The following is a 321-nucleotide window of genomic DNA, read 5'->3' as shown; positions in this document are numbered from 1 at the left end:
GCCTACACCGCCAGCTGCTGCTTCTTGCAGACCGAATGCACTCTTAAAGATAAGAGCCAATACATCTGGCACTTTGTCCAAATTAGTAAACATAACAAATAGCGCAAGAGCAAGATAAGCCAGTGCCATGAAAGGAACAACAATTTCAGCTGTGCGAGCGATTTTGCGGATGCCACCAAAGATGACAAAAGACGCAAGCGCTGCAATAAATACACCACCGATGAGTGCATTTCTGTCAAATTCAAAGTCGCCAACAGAAATGATATGAGCAGGAAGCGCAAGATCATGGATTACGGCATTCACTATTGCGTTTGCTTGAAC

1 protein-coding gene is annotated in these 321 nt (G+C 44.5%); it reads right to left on the bottom strand.

What is annotated here, in order from left to right; genetic code table 11:
• Positions 1 to 321 (bottom strand): alanine:cation symporter family protein (locus AB4585_RS28130; protein WP_372172056.1); only part of this gene is annotated, 321 nt, incomplete at both ends.

Origin of the sequence: Vibrio sp. 10N.222.49.C9 (assembly GCF_041474985.1) — a bacterium.
Lineage (GTDB): Bacteria > Pseudomonadota > Gammaproteobacteria > Enterobacterales > Vibrionaceae > Vibrio > Vibrio crassostreae_C.
Note: the sequence above shows the minus strand (reverse complement) of the source record. Positions and strands in the feature narration are given on the sequence as shown.